Below are 23,683 nucleotides of genomic sequence, written 5' to 3'. Positions count from 1 at the left end.
TGACAAACAGAATTGAACTGAAGGAAAACTCATGGGCAAGATCATCGGTATCGACCTCGGCACCACCAACAGCTGCGTTTCCGTGATGGAAGGCGGCAAGCCCAAGGTCATCGAAAACTCCGAAGGTGCACGCACCACCCCGTCCGTCGTCGCCTACGCCGACGATGGCGAGATCCTGTGCGGTGCGCCGGCCAAGCGCCAGGCCGTCACCAATGCCAGAAACACCCTCTACGCCATCAAGCGCCTGATCGGTCGCCGCTTCGAAGAGAAGGAAGTGCAGAAGGACATCGACCTGATGCCCTTCACCATCGCCAAGGCCGACAACGGCGACGCCTGGGTTGAAGTGCGCGGCAAGAAGATTGCCCCGCCGCAGGTGTCCGCCGAAGTGCTGCGCAAGATGAAGAAGACCGCCGAAGACTACCTCGGCGAGGAAGTCACCGAAGCGGTCATCACCGTACCGGCCTACTTCAACGACAGCCAGCGCCAGGCCACCAAGGACGCCGGCCGCATCGCCGGTCTGGAAGTCAAGCGGATCATCAATGAGCCCACCGCTGCAGCCCTCGCCTTCGGTATGGACAAAAAACCGGGTGACTCCAAGATCGCCGTGTTCGACCTCGGCGGCGGCACCTTCGACGTGTCCATCATCGAAATCGCCGACATCGACGGCGAACACCAGTTCGAAGTGCTGGCCACCAACGGCGACACCTTCCTGGGCGGTGAAGACTTCGACCAGCGCATCATTGACTACATCGTCACCGAGTTCAAAAAGGAACAGGGTGTCGATCTCAAGAACGACGTGCTGGCCCTGCAGCGCCTCAAGGAAGCCGCTGAAAAAGCCAAGATCGAGCTGTCCTCCGGCCAGCAGACCGAGATCAACCTGCCCTACATCACCGCAGACGCCACCGGCCCGAAGCACCTGGCGCTCAAGATCACCCGCGCCAAGTTCGAATCCCTGGTGGAAGACTTGGTCGAGCGCACCATTGAGCCCTGCCGTGTGGCCCTCAAGGATGCCGGCGTGAAGGTCTCCGACATCGACGACGTGATCCTGGTCGGCGGCCAGACCCGCATGCCCAAGGTCATCGACAAGGTCAAGGAGTTCTTCGGCAAGGACCCCCGCCGTGACGTCAACCCGGACGAGGCCGTGGCTGTCGGCGCCTCCATCCAGGGTGGCGTGCTGCAGGGCGAGGTCAAGGACGTGCTGCTGCTCGACGTGTCCCCCCTGTCCCTGGGCATCGAGACCCTGGGCGGCGTGATGACCAAGCTGATCCAGAAGAACACCACGATCCCGACCAAGGCTTCGCAGGTATTCTCCACCGCCGACGACAACCAGTCTGCAGTGACCATCCACGTGCTGCAGGGCGAGCGCGAGATGGCCGCCGGCAACAAGAGCCTGGGTCAGTTCAACCTGTCCGACATTCCGCCGGCCCCCCGCGGCATGCCGCAGATCGAGGTCACCTTCGACATCGACGCCAACGGCATCCTGCACGTGTCCGCCAAGGACAAGGCCACCGGCAAGGAAAACAAGATCACCATCAAGGCCAACTCCGGCCTGTCCGATGACGAGATCCAGCGCATGGTGCGCGACGCGGAGGCCCACGCCGAGGAAGACAAGAAGGCCCACGAACTGGTCGACGCCCGTAACCAGCTCGACACCCTGGTGCACTCCGTGAAGAAGGCCCTGGCCGAGCACGGCGACAAGATCGGTGACGACAAGGCCAAGATCGAAGCTGCGATTGCCGAAGCCGAAGAAGCCATCAAGTCCGGCGACAAGGCCGCCATCGACGCCAAGAGCGAAGCTCTTGGTGCCGTCAGCCAGAAGCTCGGCGAGCACATCTACGCCCAGGCTCAGGCCGAAGCTGCTGGTGGCGCTGCAGGCGGTGCCGGCGCCTCTGCCGGCGGTGCCAAGGCCAACGACCCGGACGTGGTCGACGCGGAATTCACCGAGGTGAAGGACAAGAAGTAAGCCTGTCTGGCTGAACAGCTGGTCAGCCGACCCGACAGATCCGGCCGAGCCCCTGCTGGTGCGCCCTGCACCGCTCGGCTCGGCCTTTACACAAGATAGCCAGAGCACCCAAACATGGCGAAACGGGATTTATACGAGATCCTCGGCGTCAATCGTGACGCCTCCGAGGACGAACTGAAAAAGGCCTACCGCAAGCTGGCCATGAAGTACCACCCGGACCGCAATCCGGACAACAAGGACGCGGAAGACAAGTTCAAGGAGGCCAAGGAAGCCTACGAGATCCTGACCGACGCAAACAAGCGCGCTGCCTACGACCGCTACGGCCACGCCGGGGTGGAACAATCCATGGGCGGCGGGGGCGGTGGAGGCGGCCAGGGCTTCGACGGCTTCGCCGACGCCTTTGGCGACATCTTCGGTGACATCTTCGGTGGCGGTGGTGGCGGGCGTGGCCGCTCCAACGTATATCGGGGCGCCGACCTCCGCTACAACCTCGAGATCTCGCTGGAAGAAGCCGCCCGCGGCGCCGAGAAGACCATCCGCATTCCGGCCCTGGAAGAGTGCGACAGCTGCCACGGCAGCGGCGCCAAGCCCGGCACGCAACCCAAGACCTGCCCCACCTGCGGCGGAGCCGGTCAGGTCCGCATCCAGCAGGGCTTCTTCTCCATCCAGCAGACCTGCCCCAAGTGCCACGGCAGTGGTCGCATCATCCCCGAGCCCTGCACCTCCTGCGGCGGTGCCGGCCGGGTCAAGCGACAGAAGACCCTCGAGGTCAAGATCCCCGCGGGCATTGACGACGGGATGCGTCTGCGCCATGGAGGCCACGGCGAACCTGGTGTCAATGGCGGGCCGGCCGGCGACCTCTACGTGGAGATCCACATCAAGCAGCACCCGGTCTTCCAGCGCGATGGCGATGATCTGCATTGCGAGATGCCGATCAGCTTCACCACGGCAGCCCTGGGCGGCGAGATCGAGATCCCGACCCTCGACGGAGCCGCCAACATCCGTATCCCCGCAGAAACCCAAAGCGCCAAGGTATTCCGCCTGCGCGGCAAGGGGATCCGCAATGTGCGCAGCCATGCCCCGGGTGATCTGATGGTTCACGTGATCGTCGAGACCCCGGTCAAGCTGACCGACCGCCAGAAGGAACTGCTGCGGGAGTTCGATGACATCGCCTCCAGCAATGCCGAGCGCCACAATCCGAAAGCCAAATCCTGGATGGATAAGGTGAAGGATTTCTTCAGCGCCTGAAACACCTCCGCATTGCTGCATTGCGACACAAATAGCGCTGGCCGCCGCTCCTGGAACGGCGGCCAGTGTCTTTTGCGAAACACATTCCTTTTTAACCTATACTCGGCTCCGCCAGCATCCTCATCACTCAAGAACCGCGCCCATCATGCTTATCCACTCCATCAAGTCGCTGATCGCCACCGTGAGCACCGGGCTGATGTTTGCCGCCGGCGGGGTCGCACAGGCCGCCGACCCGGGTATCAGCGAGGGCACCATCACCCTGGGCATGTCCGCCCCGTTCTCCGGCCCCAACGGCGCCTACGGCAAGGAGATGAAGGAAGGCGCGATGGCTTACTTTGCGCAACTCAATGCGGCAGGCGGGATCCATGGCAAGAAGGTGGAGCTCGTCGCCCTGGATGATGGATACGAGACCGAAAAGGCAGTCGCCAACACCCGCAAGCTCATCAACGAGCAGAAGATCTTTGCCCTGATGGCGTATTACGGCTCCTCCCCCACCACGGAGGCCATGAAAGTCTTTTCTGAAGCACGGGTTCCACTCCTGGGCACCATCAGCGGCGCCGGCTCCCTGCGCACCCCGGTGAACCGCTACATGTTCCACCTGCGCGCCAGCTACGCCGACGAAACAGAGGCCATCGTCAACCACCTGGTTGGCCTCGGCATCACCCAGATCGCCGTGTTCTATCAAAACGATGGGTTCGGCAAATCCGGACTGGATGGCGTGGTCGCAACCCTAGCCCGCCACAAGCTCAAGCCTGTTGCCGTTGGCTCGGTAGAGCGCAATTCCCTCGACGTCGCGTCCGCCGTCACCCAGATCGCCAAGGGCAATCCCCAGGCGGTCATCATGGCCACGCTCTATAAACCTACAGCCGAATTTGTCCGGCAAATGCGCAAGGCCGGTCAGGCGCCCCAGTTTTCCACGCTATCGCCGATTGGTGCAGACCTGCTGGTCGCCGAGATGGGCGCAAAGGACGCGCATGGGATCGGCATTTCCCAGGTGATGCCTTATCCCTGGAACGACACCACCCCGGTGGTCAAGGAGTACCACAAGGCCATTCAGGCCTATGCCAAGCACAGCAATTACAGCTACTACGGCATAGAGGGCTTTCTGAATGCAAAACTGATGGGCGAGGCCCTTAAGAAGGTGGGCAAGGACCCCACCCGCGAAAAGCTGGTCAGCACCCTGGAGGGCGGTAATTTCGACCTCGGCGGCTATCGGATCAGCTACTCCCCCGCCAGCCACAACGGCTCACGCTTTGTTGACCTGACCGTGCTGGGTCGGGATGGACGCGTGCTGCGTTGACGCACACCACCAGCCCATGAACGTAAATAAGGCCACTCCAGGTGGCCTTATTCATTTTCAACGCGGGAAAGTGCTTCAGTGAAGATCAGGCACGGCGCCAGATCGTCCCCTGGGCCGTGTCCTCCAGGGCAATACCCTCAGCCAGCAATTCGGCACGGATACGGTCGGCTTCGGCAAAATTGCGCGCCTTCTTGGCGGAGATCCGTGCCTCGATCCGGGCTTCGATCGCGGCCGTATCGTCGCCCGAACTGTCAGCGCCGCCCTGCAGGAACGCGGTGGGCTCCTGCTCCAGCAAACCCAATACCTTGCCCAAGGCCTTGAGCAGGCCAGCCACTTCGGCAGACTGGCTCCGATTCACCTCGGCTGCCAGATCAAAGAGAACAGCCAGCGCCTCCGCCGTGTTGAAATCGTCGTCCATGGCGAGCTTGAAGCGGGCCGCCATGGGCGCCGACCAATCCACTGCGGGCAGATCCGTCGGCGGCACATTGCGCAAGGCCGTGTACAGACGGGAAAGCGCATTGCGCGCATCCACGAGGTGGGCGTCGGAATAGTTGAGCGGGCTTCTGTAGTGGGCACGCAGGATGAAGAAACGTACCACCTCTGGTGCGTATTCCTTGAGCACGTCGCGGATGGTGAAGAAATTGCCCAGGCTCTTGGACATCTTCTCATCGTCCACACGCACGAACCCGTTGTGCATCCAGTAATTCACGAAGGAACACTGGTGTGCCCCTTCGCTCTGGGCAATCTCGTTTTCATGGTGGGGAAACTGCAGATCGGCGCCGCCACCATGGATGTCGAACTGCGCACCGAGCAACTCGGAACTCATCGCCGAGCATTCGATGTGCCAGCCAGGCCTGCCAACCCCCCAGGGTGAGGCCCACTTGACCTCTTCGGGCTCATCCACCCGGGCATGCTTCCAGAGCACAAAATCCAGGGGATCCTGCTTGCCGCCCGCCACCTCAACACGCTCACCCGCGCGCAACTCATCCAGCGACTTGCCGGACAGCTTTCCGTATCCATCAAACTTGCGCACCGCAAAGCAAACGTCCTCGTTGTCCGCCTTGTAGGCGAGCCCATGCCCGACGAGCTCCGAGATCAGCTTTTGCATCGGCTCCACGTACTCGGTCGCACGGGGCTCATGGTCGGGGCGCTGAACCCCCAGTGCATCCGCATCCTCATGCATCGCGGCAATGAAGCGGTCGGTCAGGGCCCGGATGCTCTCCCCGTTCTCACCCGCACGCTTGATGATTTTGTCATCGATGTCGGTGATGTTGCGGACATAAGTCACCGTGTAGTCGCTCGACCGCAACCAGCGCACCACCATGTCGAACACCACCATCACCCGTGCATGCCCCAGATGGCAATAATCATAGACAGTCATTCCGCAGACATACATGCGGACCTTGCCGGGCTCGATGGGGGTGAACTGCTCCTTCTTGCGCGAAAGGGAGTTATGAATTTTCAACATGAGAGAGACCGCACTGAAACCGTAGGATGGAGAATTTGACTGTACGACCGCACTGCGTGGCGGCCCTGCAGGCACTGCGCGGCTCACGGGGCCGCGATCGAAGAAACCGGGAGGCGCTCATGGTAGGCAGCGGAGCTTCTTGATAAAATACGCAGCTGGCAATCAACCTGAAAACAACAGCCTCCGCGTGCCCGCGCGCGCTGGCGAATCATATCACATGTCAAAACGAGCCCTGGCCGCCTCCCTGCTACTCGCAAGTCTGATCTGCAGCCCTGTCCGGGCCGACCCCATCCAGGATCTGCAAGCCCTGGTCAAACAGGGGCAGTTCTCCCAGGCCCTCGAACGCGCCGACAGCATGCTCGCCTCCAAGCCGCGGGACGCTCAGGTGCGCTTTCTCAAGGGTGTCGTGCTCTCCGAACTCAATCGTGGCGCCGAAGCGATCGTTGTGTTCCAGAAGCTGACCGAGGATTATCCAGAGCTCCCCGAGCCCTATAACAACCTCGCCGTTCTGTATGCCCAGCAGCGCCAGTACGACAAGGCACGCAACGCGCTCGAAATGGCCATCCGGACCCATCCGAGCTACGCCACGGCCCACGAAAATCTCGGTGACATCTACGCCCGTCTGGCAAGCCAGGCCTACGACAAGGCCCTCGCCCTGGACTCGTCGAACGTGGCGGCCCAGAACAAGCTCGCCCTCATCCGGGAAATGATCAGCGTCTCGGGTGGCAAGCCCGGCCGACCGGCAGCACCGGCCGTCGCAGCAGCCCCTGTCGCAGCGCCCAAACCTTCCGCCCCGACGCCAGCTGTGGTGCCACCGGCTCCGGCCAAGCCCGCTCCCGCCCCTGCAACTGCCACCCCGGCCCAAGCGCCTGCCGTGGTCGCCTCGACCAAGCCTGCGGTCGCAGCAGCCCCCGCTTCCGCCCCGGCCCCCGCACCGGTCGTCAAGGAAGAACCCAAGCCGGTCGCCAAGCGCCCCGAGCCCAAGGACGAAACGCCACCCCAGGCCGCAGCCATCTCAAAGGCGGTGCAGAGCTGGGCCGGTTCGTGGGCACGCAAGGACGTGAGATCCTATCTCGGGCACTACGCCCGTGATTTCGAGCCGCCCAAGGGCCTGAACCGCAAGGCCTGGGAAGAGGAGCGCACCCAGCGCCTCACCAAGCCGGGGACCATCGAAGTCGACCTGGAGAACGTCAAGGTCGTCTCCGTCAACGGTGATCGCGCCACCGTCAAACTTCGTCAGCACTATCGCTCCGCAAACCTGTCCACGTCTTCCAACAAGACACTCAACCTCATCAATCAGGACGGCAAGTGGGTGATCCAGCAGGAGCGGGTCGGCGGTTGATGCACCGTTTGCGGGTCGCCTTGCGCTCGGGGCTGGCTCTGGCCCTTACATGTATTTCTCTCGCAGCCTCCGGCTCGGGCGGTGTGGGTGCGTCCGTCGCCGACGCGGACGTCGCCCTGGGCGAGGTGATCCGCGCCATCGAGCAACGCAAGACGGACGAAGCCCTTAAAAAGGTGGATGCACTCCTGGTGCGCTACCCCAACTTCCGTCTTGCACACCTGATCCGTGGCGACCTGCTCCTCGCCCGCACGCGCCCCTTGAGCGCCTTTGGCGGATCGCCGGATGCACCGGCAGAAAAGCTCGCCGATCTGCGTGAAGAGGCTGTTGCCCGCCTCAAGGCCTACCGCAACCGTCCACCGAGCAATTACGTCCCGCGCTACCTGCTGCAGATGGAGCCCGATCAGAAGTTTGCGATTGTGGTGGACACCCAGCGCTCCCGGCTTTACATCTATCAGAACGATGGCGGACGCCCGCGCTTCGTGGCGGATTACTACATTGCCCACGGCAAGCTCGGTGCAGAAAAGACCCGAGAGGGCGACAAGCGCACGCCGGTAGGCGTTTATCACGTCACTGCCAATCTGCCGCGCCAGAAGCTTTCCGACTTCTACGGCAGCGGCGCCTTTCCGATCAATTACCCCAACGAGTGGGACAGGCAGCAGGGGCGTAACGGGCACGGCATCTGGCTGCACGGCACCCCCAGCGACACCTATTCCCGCCCTCCTCGCGCCTCCGATGGCTGCGTGGTGCTGACCAACCAGGATCTGGACGCCCTTTCCGGTTACCTTCAAGTCGGGCTTACGCCGGTCATCATCAGCAACACCATCGAATGGCTGAGCCTTGACGACTGGGCAAGCGAACGCACCGCCCTCAACCGCGAAATCGAAGCCTGGCGCAAGGACTGGGAGAGTCGCGATGTGGATCGCTACCTTTCCCACTATTCCCGCTCCTTCCGCAACAACGAAGGGGATTTCTCCCTGTGGTCCAGACAGAAGCACCAGGTGGCCGCAAGCAAGTCCTGGGTCAAGGTCGAGCTGAGCAAGCTCAGCGTCTTCCGCAACCCGGGCAAGGAGGACATGATTGTCGTCACCTTTGAACAGGATTACCGCAGCAACAACCTCTCCAACGTCCTGAAGAAGCGTCAGTACTGGATCAAGGAAGGTGGTCGCTGGAAGATCATCTACGAAGGCTTCGCCTGACCGCGCACCTCGCCAAACAACACAGGACTCCCATGAAGAAACTCCTCCTTGCCGCCGCACTGGCTGGCCACGCTCTCCTCGCTGCAGCCGCGAATCCCCTGGTCGAACTGAAGACCAGCGCTGGCAACGTCGTCCTCGAGCTCTACCCCGAAAAGGCGCCCAAGACCGTCGCCAACTTTCTCGAATATGTGAAGAGCGGCCATTACAACGGCCTGATCTTTCACCGGGTGATCAACGGCTTCATGATCCAGGGCGGTGGCATGAACAGCGCCATGGAAGAAAAGGCGACGCGTGCCCCGGTCGAGAACGAAGGCAAGAACGGCCTCAAGAACGATGCGGGCACCATCGCCATGGCCCGCACCCAGAATCCGCACTCGGCCACGGCCCAGTTCTTCATCAACCTTGAAGACAACCGGTCCCTCAACTACCCGTCCCCGGACGGCTGGGGCTACACCGTTTTCGGCAAGGTGACGGAAGGCATGGACGTGGTCCGCAAGATCGGCAAGGAGCCGACGACCACCCGAGGCTTCCATCGGGACGTTCCCGCGACTCCGATCACCATTGAATCGGCCCGCCAGCTGCCCGAAAAAGCTGCCAAATAACGATCCCCTTTCCAACAGGAGCACCCCATGGCTGTCAAACTCACCACCAATCACGGCGACATTGTTCTCGAACTGGATGCCGAAAAAGCCCCCGAAACGGTCAAGAACTTTCTGGCCTACGTGGAAGCCGGCCACTACAACAACACCGTTTTCCATCGTGTGATCAACGGTTTCATGATCCAGGGTGGCGGCTTCGAGCCGGGCATGAAGCAGAAGCCCTGTGGCGAGCCCATCCAGAATGAAGCCAACAACGGCCTCAAGAACGATGCCGGCACCATCGCCATGGCCCGTACCAACGCCCCCCACTCGGCCACCGCCCAGTTCTTCATCAACGTTGCCGACAACGAGTTCCTCAACCATCGCTCCCCCGACATGCAGGGCTGGGGCTACTGTGTCTTCGGCAAGGTCAGCGAAGGCATGGATGTGGTCGAGAAGATCAAGGGCGTAAAGACAGGCACCAGCGGCTTCCATCAGGATGTCCCCAAGGAAGACGTGGTCATCCAGAGCGCAGAGATCATCTAAACCGGCTCACCAGGGGCGCGAGACGCATGCAAGTTCATTTCATTTCCGACCTGCATCTCACGGTCGACCGCCCCGCACTGACTGCGGTCTTCGAGCGCTATCTCGCCGGCCCGGCCCGGAATGCCGAGTCACTCTACATCCTGGGTGATCTCTACGAGTACTGGGCGGGGGACGACGATCAGGACGACCCCCTGAACGGCGATCTGGCACGACAACTGGCTGCGCTTGCCGACGGTGGCACCCGCATCCATTTCATGCCCGGCAACCGGGACTTCCTGATCGGCGCCGATTTTGCCCGCCGGGCCAGGCTCGAGATCTTGCCCGAGCCCTCACTGATTCATCTCGGCCCCCAGGCTGTGCTGCTGTGTCATGGCGACAGCCTATGCACCGATGATGTGGCCTACCAGGCCTTTCGCGCGCAAGTCCGTACCCCGGCCTATCAGGCACAGTTTCTGAGCCAGCCCCTTGCCGCCCGCAAACACTTCATCGCGGGCGTACGCCAGAAAAGCGAAGCCGCCAAGGCAGGCAAGAGCGCCGAGATCATGGATGCGAATGAAGAGGCCATCGCCGCCCTTCTCCGCGAACATGGCTATCCCGGCCTGATTCACGGCCATACCCATCGGCCCGCCCTCCACCACCTTGACGTGGATGGTCACAGCTGCGAACGCTGGGTGCTGGCCGACTGGAGGGAAGAAGCGGGAAAGGCGAGCGGAGAAGTGCTCGTCTGGGCTGACGGAAGCTTGTCCCGCCAGCCCCTTGCATGAACTTGCTCAGGCGATAAGCGCCAGACCACGGGCCAGATCGGCCTTCAGGTCATCCACCGACTCCAGTCCCACCGCAACACGCAGCAGACTTTCAAGAATCCCCGAGGCTTCACGTGCTTCCGCGGAGATGCGCCCGTGGGTTGTCGACGCCGGATGGGTCAAGGTGGTCTTGGTATCCCCAAGATTGGCGGTAATCGACACGATACGGGTCGCATCCACCACCTTCCAGGCCTCTTCGCGCCCACCGCGCACCTCGAAGCTGACAATCGCACCGCCGCTGCTCTGCTGCCGACACGCCAATTCGTGCTGCGGGTGCGATGGCAAACCCGGGTAATACACGCGGGCCACCTGGGGTTGGGCCTCGAGCCAGCGGGCCAGCTCCAGCGCCGCAGCAGACTGGGCTTCCATGCGGATGCGCAAGGTTTCAAGCCCCTTCAGGATCACCCAGGCATTGAACGGCGAAATGCACGGACCTGCAGTGCGCAGGAATTTGAACACTTCGTCCACCAAGGCCTTGCTGCCACATACCGCGCCACCCAGCACCCGCCCCTGACCGTCCAGATACTTGGTGGCGGAGTGGATCACCAGATCGGCGCCCAGCTTGAGGGGCTGCTGCAGGGCCGGCGAACAGAAGCAATTGTCCACTGCCAGCAGCACGCCAGCCTCGTGCGCAATCGCGGCCACGGCCGGGATATCCACCAGTTCGGTAAGCGGGTTCGACGGGGACTCGACAAAGAACAAGCGTGTCTTCGGCGTCACCGCAGCACGGTAGGCATCCAGGTCGGTCGCCGGCACGAAGGTCGTTTCGATACCGAAGCGGGAAAGGATGTTACCGAACAGCTGTTGCGTTGCACCGAACAGGCCGCGCGACGCAACGATATGGTCACCGGCGCTGAGCAACGCCATCACGGTCGACATGATTGCAGCCATACCCGAGGCCGTGGCCACGCAGGCCTCGGCCCCTTCAAGGGCCGCCAGACGCTGCTGCATCGCCGTAACGGTGGGATTGGTGAAGCGGGCGTAGACGTTCCCCTCCTCTTCACCCGAGAAACGCGCCGCCGCCTGGGCGGCGCTCTCGAAGACGAAGCTGGACGTAAGGTACAGGGCTTCGGAATGCTCGTTGAACTGGCTACGCTCGATCCCCGACCGGACGGCCAGGGTATCGAGATCCAGCCCTTCCTTGGGATGCTGGCTCAACTTTCGCTCCGGGACACAAGATTGAGGTCCATCTGACCACCGCCATCCTCGTTGACAGGCTTGCCAGCCGCATCGTTACGCAGGGATTCAACCCCGGTGAGGTATTCCTGCGTGACGTCACCGGTTACGTAGAAACCATCGAAACAGGAGGTTTCGAACACCGAAATGGCCGGATTGATTGCCTGAACAGCCAGCTTCAGGTCATCCAGATCCTGGTAGATCAGGGCATCGGCACCGATCTCGGCGCAGATCTCTTCCTCGGTGCGGTCGCTCGCAATCAGCTCGCCCTTGGTCGGCATGTCGATACCATACACGTTGGCGTAACGCACGGGAGGTGCCGCGGAGGCCATGAAGACCTTGCTTGCACCTGCATCCCGGGCCATCTGGACAATCTCGCGGCTGGTGGTACCTCGCACGATGGAGTCGTCCACCAGCAGCACGTTCTTGCCCTTGAATTCCTGATGGATGGTATTGAGCTTCTGACGCACCGATTTACGCCGGATGGCCTGCCCCGGCATGATGAAGGTGCGGCCGATGTAGCGGTTCTTGACGAACCCCTCACGATAAGGGACGTTCAACTGATGGGCCATTTCCATGGCCGACGGGCGACTGGAGTCGGGGATGGGAATGACCACATCCACCTTCAGGTGCGGCATCGTGGAACGCAGCTTGCGCGCAAGGAACTCGCCCATCTTGATACGTGCGTCGTACACCGAGATCCCGTCGATCAGCGAATCCGGACGGGCGAGATAGACAAACTCGAACATGCAGGGCGCATGTACCGTGTGGCTCGCGCACTGGCGGCTATGGAAGCGGCCTTCCGTATCGATCAGGATGGCCTCGCCCGGAGCCACATCGCGGACGAGCTTGAAGCCCATCACATCAAGGGCCACGCTCTCGGACGCCACCAGCCATTCGGTACCCTTGGGCGTGTCATTGCGCCCGATGACCAACGGCCGGATGCCGTAAGGATCACGGAAGGCCAGCAGGCCGGTTCCGGAGATCATGGCGACCGTGGCATAGGCACCACGGCAACGGCGATGCACACCTGCAACTGCCGTGAACACGGTTTCTTCGTCCAGACGGAAGCTCTTGGCTGCGGCCTGCAACTCATGGGCCAGCACATTGAGCAACACTTCCGAATCCGAGTTGGTGTTGATGTGCCGCAGGTCGGAGAGGAACATCTCCCGCTTGAGCTCTTCGGAGTTGGTGAGGTTGCCGTTATGGGCCAACATCAGCCCGAAAGGCGAATTCACATAGAAAGGCTGCGCTTCTGCGGCAGCCGAAGCCGAACCAGCGGTAGGGTAACGGACATGTGCAATCCCCCAGTTGCCCGGCAGGTCACGCATGTTGCGCGTGCGAAACGCATCACGAACAAGACCGGAGGCCTTGTGCATGTGGAACTTTCCGCCCTCGGCAGTGGCAATGCCGGCCGCGTCCTGCCCCCGGTGCTGAAGCACCTGCAGACCATCATAAAGAAGCTGATTGACGGGTGTCGTCGCTACTACGCCCAGAATCCCACACATTTCAAACCACCTATCGGTATCTAAGTCTATTTGCCAGAAGCTCGGGGAGCCACGGTCTGGAAGCCATCACAGCGGTTTCGAGGGGGGCCGACAACTGGGCCGCCTGCCACCACGCCTCCTTGGCAAAGCCGCCGATGCCGACGAGCAAGGCCACTGCAAAAACGATCACGCCACCACGCATCAAGCCGAAACAGGCACCCAGGAAACGGTCTGCGATACCCAGTCCGGCAGCCCGAATCAACTCACTCAACAACCAACGCACCAGCGCCACCACAATCAGGATGGCGACAAACACCAGCAGAAAAGCTGCCGCGCCCTGGAGCATGGGCTCCTTGACCCAGGTGGAGGTATACGGCTGAACGTCGGACATGAACGCCCTAGCCGTGAAAAACGCCAATATCCAGGCACCCAATGCCACGATCTCGGATAGCAGGCCACGCCAGAAACCCAGCACAGCCGACAATCCCAGCAGGCCCAGAAGGGCGTAATCAAGACCGTTCAAGTGTCAGACGCTGTCAGGGTTTGGCCGCCACGGACGCAGAAACGCCCAGGATCTTGCTGATCCGTGCTGCAGCTTTGTCGGCAGCAGCCTTGTTCGGAAACGGCCCGGCCCGAACCCGCACCTTGTCGCCCAGGGGCTCCACGTAAGAAGAATAGCCCTCGGCCTTCAACTTGGCACGGAGTCCGGCAACGTTGGAGGCCTCGCGATAGGCTCCGAGCGACACCACGTGGGGGCTGTCCGGGCCACTCGCCTTCGGAGTGGTGCCTGCAAGCAGTGCCTTCGCACGAGCAGCCTCAGCCTGGGCCTTCTCCTTCTCTCTTTCCTTCTCCCGCTCGCGTTCCCGATCACGCTCCTTCTCCCGCTCTTTCTCTTTCTGCTTTGCAGCTTCAAGTTTGGGATCTGGTTTGGAAGGCACTTCGGCCCGGGCATCTGCCTTGGGCTGATCCACCTTGCGGGGAGGAGGAATGAGCTCCTCGCCCGGCTTGAACACCGGGCTGTCCGCCTCAGGCTCAGACTTGCGACGCGCGACGTCATCCACAATAGGAGGCGCGGTCTCCTCAGCCACGGCACCCGCAACAGGCTGGCTCGGCGTCGGCCCCTTGCCAGTGATCACGCGGGATGTGAAGTTGCTGCCTTCCTGACCGGGGATGCGAATCTGAACGTCCTGCAAGGGCGTGCGAGGCTCATGATCCATCACCATCGGAAGGACGATGGCTGCCGCGAGGGCGAGCGCAGCGGATCCGACGAGGCGCCTGCGGGCGCGCTTCTTGAGGTCAACCTGGGAATCGTTGTCCGCCATCTTGCTGCTATACCAATTACGGGGCTTTCCGGGCGGCAAGCACGTCTGCCACGGTCAGGAAAGAGCCAAAGACCACGATTCTATCACCCTCGGCCGCCTGCTCATGTGCCAGCGCGTAGGCCTCCTGAGGCGAGGCGCACTCAGAAATGCCACCGGCAACACCGCACTCGCGGAGGATCGCAGCAAGCCTCTGTGCTTCCAGCCCCCGAGGGCCGGGGAGGCTCGCGACAACCCAATGGTCGACCCTATCCCGCAGCAGGCGAACGGCGCCGGCCACGTCCTTGTCGGCGAGCATGCCGACCACCGCCCAGGTCTCAGGGAAGAATCCCATGCTGGCGAGGTTCTCACTCAGCACACCGGCAGCCTGGGGATTATGGGCGACATCGAGCACCACCGTCGGACGGCCCGGCAAAACCTGGAAACGCCCGGGCAGATCCACCAGCATGAACCCCTGGCGCACCGCCTGCATGGGCACCGGAAGCAGATCACGGACAGCCTCACAGGCCGCCATCACCGCCGCCGCGTTCAGCAACTGGTTGGTACCTCGCAGTGACGGATAGGCCAACCCACCCCGTCGACTACCACCCGCGATCCAGAACGCCCACTGGTTCTGGTCGCCGGAAAAACCGAAATCGCGACCGCTGACCCAGAGCTTTGCACCGATCGCTTCCGCATGCTCGACCAGCGAGGCCGGCGGCATGGGATCACTACAGATTGCCGGACGACCCGCGCGGAAGATTCCGGCCTTCTCAAAACCAATCGCTTCGCGGGTGTCGCCGAGGTAATCCATGTGATCCATGGCCACACTGGTGACGATGGCACAATCGGGCTCGAAGACATTGACGGCATCAAGACGCCCACCCAGGCCCACTTCGAGAATCACCGCATCGAGCCCGGCGTGGCAGAACGCCGCCCAGGCCGCCAGGGTTCCATGTTCGAAATAGGTCAGGGGAATGTCGCCCCGTGCACGCTCGACTTCCGCGAAGGCATCCACGAGCACGCCATCGGTGGCATCACGCCCATTGATCCGCACCCGCTCGTTGTAGCGCAGCAGATGGGGAGAGGTGTACACCCCGACCCGATACCCGGCAGCGAGCAGCACGGCCTCGAGCAGCGCGCAGGTCGAGCCCTTGCCATTGGTACCACCCACGGTAAAGACCGGGCAGGTCTGAGGAAGCTGCAGGGCATCCCGCACCGTCCGCACCCGATCCAGCCCGAGCTGGATGGACTGACCATGGCGGGCCTCCAGCAGGCCCAGCCAGCCATCAAGAGTTTCAGGCAACTGCATGTCAGGACGCAGTCGCAACAGACGCCTGCCGGGTCAGCAGCGTGATGAGCTCCGACAGCCTGTCCCGCAGCTCACGGCGATCGATGATCATGTCCAGCGCACCTTTCTCGAGCAGAAACTCGGAACGCTGGAAACCGGCTGGCAGCGTCTCACGCACGGTCTGCTCGATCACCCGGGGCCCGGCAAAGCCGATGAGCGCCCCCGGCTCACCAATCACCAGATCACCCATGAAGGCGAAGCTGGCGGACACACCGCCCATGGTAGGGTCGGTCAGCAAAGTGATGAAGGGCAGCCGACGCTCGGCAAGCCGGGTGATGGCCGCTGTCGTCTTGGCCATCTGCATCAGCGAGAACAGACCTTCCTGCATCCGTGCGCCACCGGTTGCGGTGACGCAGATGAAGGGCAGGCGCTGCTCCAGCGCAGCCTTGACGCCGCGCACGAAACGCTCGCCAACCACCGAACCCATCGAACCACCGAGGAATTCAAACTCGAAGCAGGCGATGATGACCGGGACGGTCTTGATCGCCCCCTGCACCACCACCAGCGCATCCGCTTCCCCGGTGTCCTCATTGGCAGCGGCCAGGCGATCCGGATAGCGCTTGGAATCCTTGAACTTCAACGGGTCGACCGGCACCACCTCGGCACCGATCTCGAAACGACCTTCAGGATCAAGCAGAAAATCAATGCGCTGACGTGCCCGGATGCGTTGATGATGACCGCACTTGGGGCAGACATTGAGATTGCTCTCCAGATCGGAGCGATACAGCACCGCCTCACAGGCCGGGCATTTGCTCCACAAGCCTTCCGGGATGGACTTCCGGGCGGAGGGGGTCTCGCGCTTGATCTTGGGAGGTAACAGCTTTTTCAGCCAGCTCATGCCTGTGCTCCCGCTGCATCGATGGCAGTCCGGACACCACGCAGAAAGGCTTCAACCTTGGCCGGCGCCTGTTCGCGCGTACTGCCCTCGATCTCTTCGATAATCCGGCTGCCGATCACCACGGCATCGGCCAAAGCGGCAATCTTTGCCGCAGTCGCGCCGTCACGGATACCGAAGCCGACCCCGACAGGCATGCCTACACGCTCCCGGATCGCCGGAATCCGGCGGGCCACTTCTTCCAGATCAAGGGTGGCCGAGCCGGTGACACCCTTGAGGGAGACGTAATAGATGTAACCGCCTCCCACCGCAGCCACGTCATCGAAACGCTGCTCAGTGGAAGTGGGCGCCAGCAGGAAGACCGGATCCAGGCTCGAGGCCTTGCAGATGTCGGCAAAGGCACGACACTCCTCAGGCGGATAGTCCACCACCAGCACACCATCAGCCCCCGCCTCCGCGGCTGCTTTGGCAAAGCGATCGGCACCCATGGCTTCGATGGGGTTGGCGTACCCCATCAGCACGACAGGGGTTTCGTCGCCTGTGGCCCGGAAGCTGCGCACGATATCGAGCACCTTGCGCATGCTCATGCCGGCAGCCAGGGCACGCTCGGAAGCGCGCTGGATGGTCGGGCCGTCAGCCATCGGATCTGAAAACGGGACACCGAGCTCGATGATGTCCGCGCCGCCTGCAACAAGCGCCTGCATCAAGGGCAGGGTCATATCAGGGGCAGGATCGCCAGCGGTGATGAAGGGAATGAGCGCCTTGCGCCCTTCGCTCTCCAGCCGCTTGAAGGTCTGTTGAATTCTGGACATGGATGGGTATCAATGGTCAGTGGCCCTGCCCGGAAACCCGGCCAGGGCCACGAAAATCAGAATTGGATGCCGGACTTCTCGGCAACGGTATGCATGTCCTTGTCGCCACGACCGGACAGATTCACCAGCAGGACCTTGTCCTTCGGGAGGGTCGGAGCGAGCTTGGCAGCATAAGCCAGCGCGTGGGACGACTCCAGTGCAGGAATGATGCCCTCGAAACGACACAGGTTATGGAAGGCCTGGAGCGCCTCGGCGTCGGTGATCCCGACGTACTCGGCTCGCTCGATGTCCTTCAGCCATGCATGCTCGGGGCCGACGCCAGGATAGTCGAGCCCCGCCGAGATCGAGTGGGTTTCGATGATCTGACCGTCCTCGTCCTGCAGCAGGTAAGTCCGGTTTCCATGGAGGACACCGGGCCGACCAGCCGACAAGGAAGCGGCATGCCGGCCCGTGTCGATACCGCTACCGGCGGCTTCGACGCCAACCAGACGTACGTCCCCGTGGCCGATATAGGGATGGAAGATCCCCATCGCGTTGGAGCCGCCGCCCACACAGGCAATCACGTAATCCGGCTGACGACCGGCCATGTCAGGCATCTGCTCGATGCACTCCTTGCCAATCACCGCCTGGAAATCCCGCACCATCATGGGATACGGGTGCGGGCCTGCCACCGTGCCGATGATGTAGAAGGTGTTGTTGATGTTGGTGACCCAGTCACGCATGGCCTCATTGAGGGCATCCTTGAGGGTCTTCGAGCCGCTCTCGACCGGCACGACCGTCGCACCGAGCAGTTTCATGCGGTAGACATTTGCCGCCTGACGACGGACGTCCTCGGAGCCCATGTACACCACGCACTCCATTCCGTAGCGGGCCGCCACGGTCGCCGTGGCCACGCCGTGCTGACCAGCGCCCGTCTCGGCGATCACCCGCGGCTTACCCATGCGACGTGCCAGCATGGCCTGACCGATGCAGTTATTTACCTTGTGGGCGCCGGTGTGATTCAGGTCTTCACGCTTGAGATAGATCTGGGCGCCGCCAAGAAGCTCGGACCAGCGCTTGGCGTGATAGATAGGGCTGGGACGCCCGACATAGTGCTTGAGCTCGTACTCAAACTCGGCCACGAACGCAGGATCACGCTGAGCTTCTTCGTAAGCTTCTCGCAGCTCGGTCAATGCAGGGATCAGGGTCTCCGCGACGAAGATACCGCCGTAGGGACCAAAGTGACCACGTGCGTCGGGAAGATCATAGGGGGCATCAGCCATGTGCATTTCGAACTCCGGCAACAAACTCGGTGATACGGGCGGCATCCTTGATGCCCTTCGCGCTCTCGACACCGCTGGACACATCCACGGCCCACGGCCGGACGCGCCTCACGGCCTCGGCAACATTGCCTGCATGCAGGCCACCAGACAAGATCAGGGGCATGGGCAAATCCGAAGGAATCAGCGACCAGTCAAACGTTTCGCCACCACCACCATAGCCTTCGACAAAGGCGTCCAGGAGCAATCCCTGGGCGCCCGCGAAGGAAGCCGCGTATTTTAACAGATCGAGACCCGACCGCATCCGCGCAGCCTTGATGTAAGGGAGCCCGTATCCGAGACAATCAGACTCCACCTCATCCCCGTGAAACTGCAGCAGTTGCAAAGGCACACTACCCAGCACTTCGGCCACATCATCCCGTGACGGATTGACAAACAGGCCGACCGCGGTGACGAAGGGTGGCAACAGACGCGCGAGCTCGGCGGCCCTGGCAGGGCTCACATAGCGCGGGCTGGGGGGATAGAAGACGAAGCCGATGGCGTCCGCTCCTGCGTTTACGGCCGCGACAACATCGCCCTCTCGGGTCAGGCCGCAGATCTTGATTCGGGTGCGATGCACGGCGATCACGGGATAAGGAGTTGCGGAGGCGCGATGATACGCCCCCCACCGGGCAGCGGCCACCGCTCCGGATACTCCACCCCACAAAGATAGAGACCATCGGGGGCAAAGGTCGGCGCTGCAAGACTGCGCTTGCGGGCGGCGAGAAGCTCGCCCATCCAGGCAACCGGGCGCCTCCCCTTGCCGACATACACGAGCGAGCCGACAAGATTGCGAATCATGTGGTGAAGAAAGGCGTTGGCGTGAAAGTCAAACACGAACACATCACCCGAGCGCTTCACCGAGACGGAGTGCATGAAACGCACAGGGGATTTTGCCTGGCACTGGGCGGCCCGGAATGACGTGAAATCGTGCTCCCCCAGGAGACACTGGGCAGCCTCATTCATGGCCACCTCATCAAGCGGGCCATGGGTCCACCCGACCCGGCCGTTCAGCATCCCCGGCCTCACCCGCCGATTCAGCAGCACATACCGGTAGCGTCGGGACTCGGCGCTGAAACGGGCGTGAAACTCATCATCCACCGGCACAGCCCACAATACCCCGACGCTCGCCGGGGCATGACTGTTGACACCACGCACCCAGGCCTCGAGCGGACGGTCCACGGTCGTGTCGAAATGGGCGACCTGAGCGGTGGCATGCACGCCGGTATCGGTCCGCCCCGCGCAGACCAGCTTGATCGGTTCCTGGGCAATGACGGCCAGGGCCTGCTCGAGCGCATCCTGGACGGTCCGTCCATGGGGCTGGGTCTGCCAGCCTTCAAACGCATTGCCTGCGTACTCGACGCCAATCGCCACCCTCACCAGAACACCCCTCCTACACCCACCAGCACCACACCAGCGATGACCACCCGATCGCCCCAATGCAAGGCCACATCCCGCAAGGCCAACACGCCTTCTTCCACATCCCCTCCCTTGGCAAGCAGGCTTCTCCAGCCCCCGGCCGGCGGGTTCTCTACATATCGAAAGACCAACAGCAGACGCACTGCCAGTCGCCCGGATGACATGCCGAGCAGGGACAGGGGACGGGACAGGGTCAGCATTCCGGAAATCAGCGCACGCTCATCGGTGTATTCAAGAAGCAGCGCCACGAGCAGGACGACGGCCACCAGCCTTAGCCCCTGGGTCAGGGCAAGCCCCAGGCCTTCAAGGCTCGGACTCACTTGCCCCAGCAAAGGCAGGGCAAGCTCGCCGGGCGTAAAAAAGGCAAACAGCACAACTGACACAAGAAGCAGGTAGCGAACCCGACGGACCAGCAACCACGAACGCCGGGCCGCAAACCTCAGCGCCACGACCCCAATGAAAAGCCCGAAACCCCCTAGCAAGGGGCCTCGGGCCAGTTGCACCAGCACGACCAGCGCCGCCCAGACAATCAGACGGGTGGCCGGATGAAACGCAGGCATCAATCGTCGCTGGAAGCTTCCTCGGAGAGATCAGGACAGGCGGGCCAGAATGGCCTGAGCCTCATCCTTCTGCCGACCAGACCCTTCGCGCAAGACCTCTTCAACCAGCTCTCGCGCGCCGTCCTTGTCACCCATCTCTTCATAGGCGCGGGCCAGTTCCAGCTTGGTCGCAACCTCCTGCTGCAGATCGAGATCAAGGGGCGGCTCCGTCGGCGGGCCGGCATCCGGCAACTCGATCTGTGTGGTCGCCGGGATATTGAGTTCAAGATCGATGGCACTCAGATCGGCAGCAGGCGTAAAGGACCTGACAGGCGCAGGACTCGTGTCGGATTTTTCGTCCAGTTCAAAGTCGAAGTCGAGCAGGCTGCTGTCGAAGCTCGTTTTCTCGAGATCGACCGTTGCCCTATCCAGGGGCAATCTGAGCCCGTCGTCGGAGAGGGTGGCAGTGAGATCGACATCCACCGTGGCGTCCGCACGCGGCGACACCTGCCGTTCGCCAAACTCCGAGCTGATCTCGAAGTCGAGATCGCTGGGATCGGGAAGGCTGAAGTCTTCCGTCACACGCTGCGGGCGTGTGGATGTCTCCTCGAAACTGCGCGCCATTGCGTCACCCGCAACCAGCGTGGCCCCCGCCCCCGCCGGAACGGCAGAGGTGGTGTCCATGTCAAGCCCGAGATCGAAATCGAGCCCGCCGCCCAGTTCGCCCCCTGCGGGCGAAGCCGTCACGGTAGACGCGGAGACATGTGCATCCGCATTCAGATCGAGATCGAAATCAAGAACCGAAGTGTCAGGAATATTCGGCGTCAACGTCGTCGTCGGAGACGGCGAAGCTGCCCGCTCGATGTCCTCAAGGCTTGCATACTGATTGAGCTCGCCCGGCAAAGCCCAGGTGTCCTTCAGCTGCGAAGGGGACTCAAGGGGGTCGGAAGCCGTGGCAGTCGCCATGAAATCGGCCTGACTCGGCACCGGCTCCCGGACGACGGGTCGAACCTGCCCCGCCTGCACAAAACCCGTCTCGCCTGCGGCAACCGCCGCCGCAGCCGCGGCTGCAACGGCCGGCCTGACCGGCGGCGCAACCGGCGCGGCACCAGGCGCAGGAATGCGGTACAGCGGGCTGTCCGGATCAAATTTTCTGCCCATCGAGGCAGCCTTCTCCCAGTCGGGGCCGTTGCCACCGGTAAGGGAGTAGAGCTCTGTTGCGGTCGTTTCGAACTGCTTGAGGTTCTTCCGCTGGGCATAGATCTCGAGCAGCTTGAGATGAACGCCAGTGCGCCCCGGATCAGTCTTGAGCGCATCGAGCAGGATCTCTTCGGCTTGGGCATCACGCCCATAAGCCATGTACACATCCGCTTCGGCTACCGGATCGACACCTTCATCCGTATCGATGGACGACAGCCCCGACTGGCTGAAGTCGGTCTGGATCTGACTGGTGCTGCCGGTATCGACGCTTTGTCCGCCAGCACTACCGAACACGGAGTTGGAGCCATCACCAAACTCGGAGAGTGCCGGCGTCGTGGTCGGCGCCCCGCCGCCATTGCGACGCTGGTAAATCTTGTACCCCCCCCAGCCAAGCAGCAGGGCCAGAATTCCGCCCCCGCCCAGCAGCAGGGACATGTCTTCAGGGGCGCTAGCCTGCACCTGGGGCGCCTTTGGAGGCTCCGGCGGAACAGGCTTCGTTTCGGGCTGCGGAGCCGGCTTGACCTCGGCAACGGGTTCGGGGGCCTTGGGTGCTTCTGCTCCAGCGGCCGGGGGGACCGGCGGCGCTGCCTCGGCAGGCTGCGGAGCCGCTGGCGCCTCGGCCCGCGGCGCCTCGGGCTGAGCCTGGGCCATACCCTGGCTCTTCAGTTCCACCAGACGCTGCAGTTCCTTGATGCTCTTTTCAAGCTCGGCCAGACGGGTGTTGGCTTCACGCAGGGCCTTGTCCCGGGAAACGAGATCTTCTTCCAGGGCTTGCAGGCGGGCTACGGATTTTTCACCCCCCGGCGCCGAACCGGATTTGAGGCCTTCATCACTCTTGGAAACCTTCAACTGATCACTAGCCCCTGCCGCAGCGGGTGCGCGATCCTCCACCTTGGCCCCAATCCTTCCGCTGCTTCCCTGCTGGGCGGGCGCATCCTTGGCCGGCATGGCGGCAGCTTGCTCGGCGAGCTTCTGGCGGTAACGACCGAAATCTGACGAGTGGGCAACAACCTGCTGCCGCGATGGATCACCGGCCAGCTGGCGGGCGCTCTCGGCATCAGGAATGCGGAGAATCTTGCCGGCCTGCAGGCGGTTCATGTTGTCCGCATCAAAAGCAGAACGATTGCCCTGGAACAGGGCCAGGAGCATCTGCTCCATCGAGACGCCCTCGGGACGATTCTCGGCGGCAATGCGATTCAGGGTGTCACCGGGTTGAACCATATAAGTGCGCCCAGCCCCGGCCGCCGGCGCTGCCGCTGGGCGGGCAACCCGGGCTACGGGCTGGCGCTTGGGCGCAGCAGCTATGCCACTACTGGAAACACCGGGACGCATCTCGGGAGAAGCCACGGGTGCCGCTGCGCGGCTGGAACCCAGATCGGGCGGGTCAAGCAGAAAGGTGTATTCACGGATCAGCCGGCCAGCAGACCAGTTGAGCTCCACGAGCATATCGACGAAAGGCTCGTTGATCGGACGATCGCTGCTCACCCTGACCACAGCCCCACTGCCCCGCCGCTCAATGGACATGCGCAGACCACTCACCGATGGTGCGAAATCGATGCCCGCCTGCCTGAAGGCTTCGGCTGAAGCAAGCCGCGCGGTCATGTTCTGGAGTTCTTCAGGCGTTGCGGCAATATCCACTTCAGCGCGAAGAGGCTGGCCGAGGCCGCTGAGAACAGTGATGCGTCCGAGGCCAGCGGCATTGGCGCCCAGAGACAGGGCGCCAATGGATGCCGCGATCAGGGTGCGTTTGAGCCGGCTTTTCACGAGGTTCTTATGCACGAAGGCTTATCGTCGAAATCGAGTTGCTGATGAACATAACATCAT

The 23,683-nt window shown here is 62.4% G+C and carries 21 protein-coding genes; 8 read left to right on the top strand and 13 right to left on the bottom strand.

The window, feature by feature from the left end:
* Nucleotides 1-31: 31 nt before the first annotated feature.
* From dnaK to L6Q67_RS00625, 3 genes are all read left to right on the top strand, one after another.
* A complete protein-coding gene (gene dnaK / locus L6Q67_RS00635; protein ID WP_296563677.1) occupies nucleotides 32-1,963 on the top strand; it encodes a molecular chaperone DnaK in 1,932 nt (643 codons plus the stop codon).
* A 114-nt stretch (nucleotides 1,964-2,077) separates the two neighbouring features.
* Complete coding sequence (dnaJ, locus tag L6Q67_RS00630) at nucleotides 2,078-3,211, top strand: molecular chaperone DnaJ (RefSeq protein ID WP_296563674.1); 1,134 nt, start codon at nucleotides 2,078-2,080, stop codon at nucleotides 3,209-3,211.
* A gap of 145 nt (nucleotides 3,212-3,356) precedes the next feature.
* Complete coding sequence (locus tag L6Q67_RS00625; protein ID WP_296563671.1) at nucleotides 3,357-4,511, top strand: ABC transporter substrate-binding protein; 1,155 nt, start codon at nucleotides 3,357-3,359, stop codon at nucleotides 4,509-4,511.
* 85 nt (nucleotides 4,512-4,596) lie between these two features.
* Here L6Q67_RS00625 and cysS read toward each other — a convergent pair whose 3' ends face one another.
* Nucleotides 4,597-5,979: a cysteine--tRNA ligase gene (cysS, locus tag L6Q67_RS00620; protein ID WP_296565172.1), complete on the bottom strand. Its 1,383-nt coding sequence runs from the start codon at nucleotides 5,977-5,979 to the stop codon at nucleotides 4,597-4,599.
* A 217-nt stretch (nucleotides 5,980-6,196) separates the two neighbouring features.
* Here cysS and L6Q67_RS00615 point away from each other — a divergent pair, with 217 nt between their 5' ends.
* Genes L6Q67_RS00615 through L6Q67_RS00595 form a run of 5 tightly spaced genes read left to right on the top strand, consistent with a single transcriptional unit; the run spans nucleotide 6,197 to nucleotide 10,405 of the window.
* Nucleotides 6,197-7,321 carry a tetratricopeptide repeat protein gene (locus L6Q67_RS00615; RefSeq protein ID WP_296563668.1) on the top strand — a complete coding sequence of 375 codons (1,125 nt, stop codon included), beginning with the start codon at nucleotides 6,197-6,199 and terminating at the stop codon, nucleotides 7,319-7,321.
* Entirely contained in the window at nucleotides 7,321-8,517 is a 1,197-nt protein-coding gene (locus L6Q67_RS00610) for a L,D-transpeptidase family protein (protein ID WP_296563666.1), read from the top strand. The genes L6Q67_RS00615 and L6Q67_RS00610 overlap by 1 nt, the downstream gene beginning before the upstream one ends.
* 32 nt (nucleotides 8,518-8,549) lie before the next feature.
* Nucleotides 8,550-9,119 (top strand): peptidylprolyl isomerase, encoded by a 570-nt coding sequence (locus tag L6Q67_RS00605; protein WP_296563662.1) that lies wholly within the window; start codon nucleotides 8,550-8,552, stop codon nucleotides 9,117-9,119.
* 27 nt (nucleotides 9,120-9,146) lie between these two features.
* Nucleotides 9,147-9,641 (top strand): peptidylprolyl isomerase, encoded by a 495-nt coding sequence (locus L6Q67_RS00600; protein WP_296563636.1) that lies wholly within the window; start codon nucleotides 9,147-9,149, stop codon nucleotides 9,639-9,641.
* Nucleotides 9,642-9,667: 26 nt separating this feature from the next.
* Nucleotides 9,668-10,405, top strand: a complete 738-nt coding sequence (locus L6Q67_RS00595) for a UDP-2,3-diacylglucosamine diphosphatase (protein ID WP_296563631.1) — start codon at nucleotides 9,668-9,670, stop codon at nucleotides 10,403-10,405.
* 6 nt (nucleotides 10,406-10,411) lie between these two features.
* Here L6Q67_RS00595 and L6Q67_RS00590 read toward each other — a convergent pair whose 3' ends face one another.
* The 12 genes from L6Q67_RS00590 to L6Q67_RS00535 are packed head-to-tail and all read right to left on the bottom strand — an operon-like array spanning nucleotide 10,412 to nucleotide 23,638.
* Entirely contained in the window at nucleotides 10,412-11,602 is a 1,191-nt protein-coding gene (locus L6Q67_RS00590) for an O-succinylhomoserine sulfhydrylase (protein ID WP_296563628.1), read from the bottom strand.
* A complete protein-coding gene (purF, locus tag L6Q67_RS00585) occupies nucleotides 11,599-13,128 on the bottom strand; it encodes an amidophosphoribosyltransferase (protein WP_296563625.1) in 1,530 nt (509 codons plus the stop codon). The genes L6Q67_RS00590 and purF overlap by 4 nt, the downstream gene beginning before the upstream one ends.
* A gap of 10 nt (nucleotides 13,129-13,138) precedes the next feature.
* Complete coding sequence (locus tag L6Q67_RS00580) at nucleotides 13,139-13,630, bottom strand: CvpA family protein (RefSeq protein WP_296563623.1); 492 nt, start codon at nucleotides 13,628-13,630, stop codon at nucleotides 13,139-13,141.
* A gap of 13 nt (nucleotides 13,631-13,643) precedes the next feature.
* A complete protein-coding gene (locus tag L6Q67_RS00575) occupies nucleotides 13,644-14,429 on the bottom strand; it encodes an SPOR domain-containing protein (protein WP_296563620.1) in 786 nt (261 codons plus the stop codon).
* A gap of 16 nt (nucleotides 14,430-14,445) precedes the next feature.
* Nucleotides 14,446-15,717, bottom strand: coding sequence for a bifunctional tetrahydrofolate synthase/dihydrofolate synthase (gene folC, locus L6Q67_RS00570; RefSeq protein WP_296563617.1), 1,272 nt, complete (start codon nucleotides 15,715-15,717; stop codon nucleotides 14,446-14,448).
* 1 nt (nucleotide 15,718) lies between these two features.
* A complete protein-coding gene (gene accD / locus L6Q67_RS00565; RefSeq protein WP_296563611.1) occupies nucleotides 15,719-16,594 on the bottom strand; it encodes an acetyl-CoA carboxylase, carboxyltransferase subunit beta in 876 nt (291 codons plus the stop codon).
* Nucleotides 16,591-17,403, bottom strand: a complete 813-nt coding sequence (trpA, locus tag L6Q67_RS00560) for a tryptophan synthase subunit alpha (protein WP_296563609.1) — start codon at nucleotides 17,401-17,403, stop codon at nucleotides 16,591-16,593. Before trpA ends, accD begins: the two co-directional genes overlap by 4 nt.
* Nucleotides 17,404-17,459: 56 nt before the next feature.
* Nucleotides 17,460-18,671 (bottom strand): tryptophan synthase subunit beta, encoded by a 1,212-nt coding sequence (gene trpB / locus L6Q67_RS00555; protein ID WP_296563606.1) that lies wholly within the window; start codon nucleotides 18,669-18,671, stop codon nucleotides 17,460-17,462.
* A complete protein-coding gene (locus tag L6Q67_RS00550; RefSeq protein WP_296565170.1) occupies nucleotides 18,658-19,281 on the bottom strand; it encodes a phosphoribosylanthranilate isomerase in 624 nt (207 codons plus the stop codon). Before L6Q67_RS00550 ends, trpB begins: the two co-directional genes overlap by 14 nt.
* A gap of 5 nt (nucleotides 19,282-19,286) precedes the next feature.
* Nucleotides 19,287-20,084, bottom strand: coding sequence for a tRNA pseudouridine(38-40) synthase TruA (truA, locus tag L6Q67_RS00545; RefSeq protein WP_296565168.1), 798 nt, complete (start codon nucleotides 20,082-20,084; stop codon nucleotides 19,287-19,289).
* Nucleotides 20,078-20,680 (bottom strand): CbiQ family ECF transporter T component, encoded by a 603-nt coding sequence (locus L6Q67_RS00540; protein WP_296563604.1) that lies wholly within the window; start codon nucleotides 20,678-20,680, stop codon nucleotides 20,078-20,080. Before L6Q67_RS00540 ends, truA begins: the two co-directional genes overlap by 7 nt.
* A 30-nt stretch (nucleotides 20,681-20,710) precedes the next feature.
* Entirely contained in the window at nucleotides 20,711-23,638 is a 2,928-nt protein-coding gene (locus tag L6Q67_RS00535) for a FimV/HubP family polar landmark protein (RefSeq protein WP_296563601.1), read from the bottom strand.
* Nucleotides 23,639-23,683 lie beyond the last annotated feature (45 nt).

Source organism: Zoogloea sp., from assembly GCF_023150065.1.
Taxonomy (GTDB): domain Bacteria; phylum Pseudomonadota; class Gammaproteobacteria; order Burkholderiales; family Rhodocyclaceae; genus Zoogloea.
This window is presented reverse-complemented; position numbering and strand designations above follow the sequence as displayed.

Coding starts and splice junctions, on each gene's coding strand:
- dnaK (WP_296563677.1), top strand. CDS start 32: ATGGGCAAGATCATCGGTATCGACCTCGGCACCACCAACAGCTGCGTT.
- dnaJ (WP_296563674.1), top strand. CDS start 2,078: ATGGCGAAACGGGATTTATACGAGATCCTCGGCGTCAATCGTGACGCC.
- L6Q67_RS00625 (WP_296563671.1), top strand. CDS start 3,357: ATGCTTATCCACTCCATCAAGTCGCTGATCGCCACCGTGAGCACCGGG.
- cysS (WP_296565172.1), bottom strand. CDS start 5,979: ATGTTGAAAATTCATAACTCCCTTTCGCGCAAGAAGGAGCAGTTCACC.
- L6Q67_RS00615 (WP_296563668.1), top strand. CDS start 6,197: ATGTCAAAACGAGCCCTGGCCGCCTCCCTGCTACTCGCAAGTCTGATC.
- L6Q67_RS00610 (WP_296563666.1), top strand. CDS start 7,321: ATGCACCGTTTGCGGGTCGCCTTGCGCTCGGGGCTGGCTCTGGCCCTT.
- L6Q67_RS00605 (WP_296563662.1), top strand. CDS start 8,550: ATGAAGAAACTCCTCCTTGCCGCCGCACTGGCTGGCCACGCTCTCCTC.
- L6Q67_RS00600 (WP_296563636.1), top strand. CDS start 9,147: ATGGCTGTCAAACTCACCACCAATCACGGCGACATTGTTCTCGAACTG.
- L6Q67_RS00595 (WP_296563631.1), top strand. CDS start 9,668: ATGCAAGTTCATTTCATTTCCGACCTGCATCTCACGGTCGACCGCCCC.
- purF (WP_296563625.1), bottom strand. CDS start 13,128: ATGTGTGGGATTCTGGGCGTAGTAGCGACGACACCCGTCAATCAGCTT.
- L6Q67_RS00575 (WP_296563620.1), bottom strand. CDS start 14,429: ATGGCGGACAACGATTCCCAGGTTGACCTCAAGAAGCGCGCCCGCAGG.
- folC (WP_296563617.1), bottom strand. CDS start 15,717: ATGCAGTTGCCTGAAACTCTTGATGGCTGGCTGGGCCTGCTGGAGGCC.
- accD (WP_296563611.1), bottom strand. CDS start 16,594: ATGAGCTGGCTGAAAAAGCTGTTACCTCCCAAGATCAAGCGCGAGACC.
- trpA (WP_296563609.1), bottom strand. CDS start 17,403: ATGTCCAGAATTCAACAGACCTTCAAGCGGCTGGAGAGCGAAGGGCGC.
- trpB (WP_296563606.1), bottom strand. CDS start 18,671: ATGCACATGGCTGATGCCCCCTATGATCTTCCCGACGCACGTGGTCAC.
- L6Q67_RS00540 (WP_296563604.1), bottom strand. CDS start 20,680: ATGCCTGCGTTTCATCCGGCCACCCGTCTGATTGTCTGGGCGGCGCTG.